The organism is Escherichia sp. KCJ4928 (assembly GCF_004352695.1).
Lineage (GTDB): Bacteria > Pseudomonadota > Gammaproteobacteria > Enterobacterales > Enterobacteriaceae > ECMA0423.
In genome coordinates, this window is record NZ_SJWV01000222.1 from 1 (window position 1) to 5768 (window position 5768).

The window sequence follows — 5768 nt, forward strand, 5'->3', positions numbered from 1 at the left end:
GTAAAGAACTCTATATAAAAGAACAGAAATTATATCCTTTTAAGCAAGAAGCATCTAAAAACAAAAAGCTACCGCAAGGAGAATCCCTCCCAACCAAAATAATATTAGCGATAATAATATATTACCTAAGCATTCTTACACATATCACAGCTAAGTTGTATTATAACACTCAGATGATTGATTTGTAGGATAACGTATGATTTTCATATGAATAGCCACGCGACAAATGCCTTATTAAAGAGATTGTAAACAGCAAACAATTTCAGTTACCGAAATGACGAGTTAATCTGTTTTGTTTACCCTGCAAACACAAAATCCAAACTTACACAGCAAAGCAAACCTCTCTTCTTACTAAAAAAGCCCCGGATATTCCGGGGCTACAAAAATATTAACGAACAATCTGTCCAGTTATTTCAACCCTACGGTTGGGGCGCAGACACTCCTTCAGTCCATCCCCCACCATACCAGGGCATAATGCTACTGGTGCATCAGCCCCCCGGCCTGTTGCTTGTATCCTTTCGGCCTTAAACCCTCGGCTTATAAACCATTCCTTGACAGACTCTGCACGTTTTTCTGACAGTATACGATTATACTCCTTACTTCCAAGAGGATCCGTAAACCCCTCAATTCTTACATCATCAACCTGACTGAACTTTGTGGCAATTCTCTCCAGTTCATCATTAGCTTTATCCGTCAACCGCCACGAGTCAAAGTTAAATAATACGTCCCCCGACAGAGTTTCTTTATGAGAGACTGAATCCTCTTTTACTGTGTTCTCACCAGAAGTATCGCTTGATATACCTGACATACAATTTTCTGGCTTCCAGTAGAAAGAGCGGGCATCCATGTTCCGGTCAAACAGTATCTTGTACTGGCAGGTATAATCCCCCTCCGGTCCGGTAAAGTTGAACAGGTAATCCCATTCCCTTACACCAAACATCCCTTCAGCAAAGTGTGGTCTCCCTGCCAGCTGATAAATCTGGTCCTTATTCATACCCGCCTTTATCTGACGTAACTTTTCTGGTAGTGGCCACGAACCTTTCTGTGTTCCGTCATGATTAAACATCACCTTCTCCGGAGAAGGCCATACAACTTCTTCCGTCGTTCCTTCATCCGTGACATGACTCAGATTTCCACATCCTGCAAGCATCAGGGACAGCACACCCGTCATCATCATTCGACTAAATAACATTACATTTCTCCTTGTTTTTCCCTGTTACCACTGCCAGCCCACACCGGCACCGACGGAGAAATTACCCCGGGTGTTCTGACCTGCATTCAGTTTCATTATCACCTTACCGTTATCGGAGATACGGGACACACCTATTGCAATGGCGCTTTCACCACCATATCCACCGACACCCAGCCCCATCAGACTTTTACCCGGCAGATAGGCCTGAGGAATCCCGCTCATGGCCGCAGCCGATGCACCAACACCACGGATATCCCGGTTAAGCTCTTCCACCCGGTAACTCAGCTGGCTGAATTTATTCCCGAGAGTGTTTATCGCCTGTGTATTTCCGGCAACCTGACGGTTAGTTGCATGCAACTGACTGCCATTGACGGCATCCGTTGAGTTCGCAGACAACACACCTGGTGCCACTGACTGCAGTTGACGCTCCTGTCCCGGCTGACCAAAAGAAACCACCGCAGTATCACTTCCGGTACGTCCCGCAACAGCCTGACCGTTCAAGGCATAAGTCCCGGTATTCGCGCGGCCAGCACGGGCATGGCTGCCAATTGCAACAGAGCCGGCAGCAGCCTGACGCGTGACTTCAGCACCATTACCCATGGCAATGCTGTTTTGTCCCCGGGAAACGGCCCCCTGCCCGACAGCAATGCTGTCACGTCCTTCCGCTTTTGCTGCCAGACCGGAAGAGGCTGCTTTAAAATACTTCGTGCCTTCACGGTTCAGCATATTCACCGCATCAGCCACATTATCCGGTGTTTTATGTACACCACCATTCACCGTTGTCTTCCCGCCGCCTGCAGTTGTCAGCTCACTAAAGGTGTCAGGAGCCAGCGCTGCTTTTCCGTCTTTCCAGACAACATTATCACCGCCAGCAATTCTGGCTGCAGATGCCATCTGGCTCCCGTTAACCGCATCCGTGGATACCGGTGACACATTTCCGGCCGCCACATTTGTCAGAACAAGAGGCTGCTCACTGCTTATTCTGACACGGGCCGGCTCAGCCGGCGTCATTGTCAGTTTCCCGGTCGCAGCATCTTCGGTCTGTGTGTAAAAACGACCTCCAATATTGACAAGCGGGTTCCCCTGGCTGTCGGTATACTCCACCGGAATCCCCGTTACATCAATTTCATAGCTGTAATTTCCCTTATCATCCTTACTGATGGCTGAAACCCGGGTATTCTGTCCGTGACGGACTTCAACCGTCTGGGAGGAAACAGCAACAGCCTCATCACCGGATTCAGTCTTCAGTGCCCAGGTCGTTGCTGCAGTTGCCTGACTGATTTCACGGTTAAGTTGTGAAACGTTAACGGCGTCCTGGTCATTTACCCCGTCTTTCACGCCGGAAATAACCCGGCCAGCAGCATCAATACCGTCCACCGTCACTGACGGGCCATCCTTGATGGTCAGTCCATTTTTATCCATCCGGGTTCCGCCAACAGAAACACTACCGTCATCTGCCAGGCGAATGTTATCAGCGAGTCTGACCGTCAGGCTCCCGTTCTGAACAGTCGTGCTGATATTCTGCCCGTCACCACCAACCGTGATATGTTTCCCGAGAGACGTGTTCACCTTGCTTCCATCATCCGCCTGCAGACCAAAGCCGGTATTCACCAGTGCCGCACTGCTGTCACGGAGAGCATTTTTCAGGTCACCGATATTGGCCGCATTATTCAGAACATCTCCACCTGCGTCAGCAAGCGCCGTGCCGTTCAGACCACTGGCCACATTGGTTATCTGATTTCCACCGTTATTCAGGCCGGATTCGGTAAGGGAAACAGTTTTCCCCTGACCACCGCCCGCAGCAGGTGTTGTGATTGTGATGCCTGCATTGTCAATCCGGGTTGTCGGGCCGTTTTCTGTACCAAAAACCGCGCTGGCCAAATCACGGAGGTTTCTGGTCATCCTCACCAGAAGCCCGCCATTATCATTATCAACTCGGATATTGCCGTCTGTCACTTCAGCATTCTTCTCTGCACCACCTTTGATGGTCAGTTTTTCATTCAGTTTTTTATGAATAACCTTTCCGTCATCACCCTCAAAAGAAAGACCGTCATTCATGGTCGCCAGCTCTTCTGCCGGTGATTTTCCATCCGGGGTATAAGTCAGACGTGTCTTCGTGGTACCGGTAGCATCTGTTAATCCACCTTTGCCTGCATTAACAGCAATGGTTGCTGACGCAGACTTTCCGTTCGCAGCAGGCGTGGATGTCAGTTTAATCGTGCCATCCTGACCATTCAGACTCACAGCCTCCTTACCATCAGTCCCGTAAACTTTGATGCTGCCGGGAGCCTTATTGCTCCCCACGCTCAGGTCGTTATTCAGGGATATTTTTAACCCCTTATCTCCATTGGTGATGGCTGTGGTGGTGATATTGTTATCCCCGGATACTTTAATCGCCTGCCCAAGAGACTGTTTCACTTCCTTATCACCAGAGTCTTTCAGTGCGAAACCTGCACCCTGCATACTGGTGGACACACCATCAATTGCCGTTTTCAGGTCTGCCACACTGGCGGCATTTTTCATTTCCGCATCGCCTGCTTTCAGGCCTGCCAGGTTCTTATTATTCAATCCACTTGCCACACCACTGATAACAACACCATTTTGTCCGGCACCATTACCATCAGAGAGTGTCAGTTTATTACCTTCGGATGACAGTGTTACACTCCCGTTTTGCCCTTTCCCATTCAGTTGAACAGAGCTAAATGATGGGGTATCAACAGTAGAGAAAGTAAATTCACCTCCATTTTGTTTCACGCTGAGATTTTTACCGGCTTTCAGCGTAACCATATCACCGGGTTTTATCAGTGTTTCTGTTCCCTGACCATTTCCCTCGATAACACCACCGGTATCTTTATCCGCTTTAATTTTCCAGCCAGACTGGTTTATGGCTTCAGCAATGTTTTTCGCAGTAACAAGTTTATTGTCATCACCATTGTTTACTGTAATCTTCCCGTTACCACCATTTCCATCAGACGTAAAACTGCCTGTCTCTGCTGAAATCTCCAGTTTATCTCCAGCCACCTGGGTTTTTATTGGGCCTTTGCCAGTGATTTCGACATCGTCACCAAGATTCTTCGTCAGTGTCTTACCATCTCCACCTTTAATTTTGATGGCATCTTTTTTAATGTTATCTTGCAGCGTTGTTCCGTCAATCGTCATTCCATTTTTGTCTACAGTAACATCTATATTACCGCTGCCTTTGACTGTTACAGAGTTATCACCAGCCCCATTCCCACTATTAATGGTGGCACTACCTCCTTTTTCATCCTTTAGCATCCACGTCGGATTAATGGCATCAAGATCATCTTTCAGTGTCTTCGCTATCGCATATAACTGACTACCGTTAATGGCATCTGTACTTGTGTCAGAAATCTCACCCGCCCCCACATTAATAATTTGTCGCTCATGACCTAAATGTCCGACAGATAGAACTGAGGATGGATTGTTTCCAGCAAACCCCGAATAGGTAACACTGTTACCAGTGTTAGCCGGAATGACTGCGCTATCTATTTTTTTTACAGCACGATCATGAGAACCAGAACCTATTGATATATTGTTATCACCATTAGATACAACAGCCCCGTTTCCCAAAGCAATGGCCGATTTATTATTTACAGAAGCTCTATCACCAATCGCGATAGAATTAACTTGCTTTGCTTTTGCGAACGCCCCAACAGCTAGAGCACTTTCTGCTAACGCTTGCGAATTAAAACCAGCAGCAATGGACATGTTACCAGTAGCCTCAGAAGTGGCACCAACAGATGTTGACGCCATCCCCGTTGAACTTGATATTGCCCCTACAGCTACTGATAGAGGCTGTTCCGCGACACTTCGTGAGCCAATAACAATACTTCCTTCACCTTTAGCTTCTGATGATTTATATCCTTCTTCAATAGTTTTCTCTCCATAAGTTCGCCCATGTAAAGGAGTTAAATCATCCCCACCAATAACAATACTCCCCCAGCCTGTGGCCTTTGTGTCTCCACCAATTGCAATTGACTGTTCTTTCGTTGCTTTAGCTTTTGGCCCAATAGCAATTGCTTCACCTGTTTTAAAGTCCGTCATCTCCAAACCAGCTTCAGCACTTGTACCAATGGCTATCGAACTACGCCCCGCGGCCTCCGGTGATTTATGGTCGAAAAAAATCCCTGCTGCATCATCTTTTGCCGTGAATTTAGTAGTACCTATTTCAATACTTTTCCAGTTATCGCCATGCCCATCCGCTGTTTCAGTCTCATCAACTTCAATCACATCAGCATTTTGTTGTGCACTGGCAAATGGCATTATAACCGGACTGAGTGATAGTAAAACGGCAAGGCAGACTTTGGATCGTTTAAAGTTCATTGTCTCTTACTCTCAATTCTATTAATAATATTTCTTTAACTGCACAATACACTGGTGTATTTTATTTAATCTATTCAGGCTTACAGTAAAATACCCATTATTCATATTGTAATTCTCACAAATGAATTTTCTTGAACATCCATCAACCAAATAGGCTCTTAAAGACTCAAACACTTTTTTGCTACATATTGGCGATATATCCATCAACAATAAAAAATGCTCCTCATCCATA

Annotated in this window: 4 protein-coding genes; 1 reads left to right on the plus strand and 3 read right to left on the minus strand. The window is 46.6% G+C overall.

Annotated features, from left to right (window positions below):
* On the plus strand, window positions 1–188 hold a 188-nt coding region (locus E0D98_RS27570; protein WP_131890919.1), incomplete at its 5' end, for a hypothetical protein.
* A 200-nt stretch (window positions 189–388) separates the two neighbouring features.
* On the opposite strand, the gene E0D98_RS20835 is transcribed toward E0D98_RS27570, so the two are convergent.
* The 3 genes from E0D98_RS20835 to E0D98_RS20845 are packed head-to-tail and all read right to left on the minus strand — an operon-like array spanning window position 389 to window position 5767.
* Window positions 389–1192 (minus strand): OmpA family protein, encoded by an 804-nt coding sequence (locus tag E0D98_RS20835; protein WP_050877274.1) that lies wholly within the window; start codon window positions 1190–1192, stop codon window positions 389–391.
* Window positions 1193–1216: 24 nt separating this feature from the next.
* Window positions 1217–5536 (minus strand): YadA-like family protein, encoded by a 4320-nt coding sequence (locus E0D98_RS20840; protein ID WP_050877273.1) that lies wholly within the window; start codon window positions 5534–5536, stop codon window positions 1217–1219.
* 21 nt (window positions 5537–5557) lie between these two features.
* The gene (locus E0D98_RS20845) at window positions 5558–5767 is read right to left on the minus strand and encodes a PapB/FocB family fimbrial expression transcriptional regulator (RefSeq protein WP_131890948.1); all 210 of its coding nucleotides are present in this window, start codon (window positions 5765–5767) and stop codon (window positions 5558–5560) included.
* Between the last annotated feature and the right edge of the window lies 1 nt (window position 5768).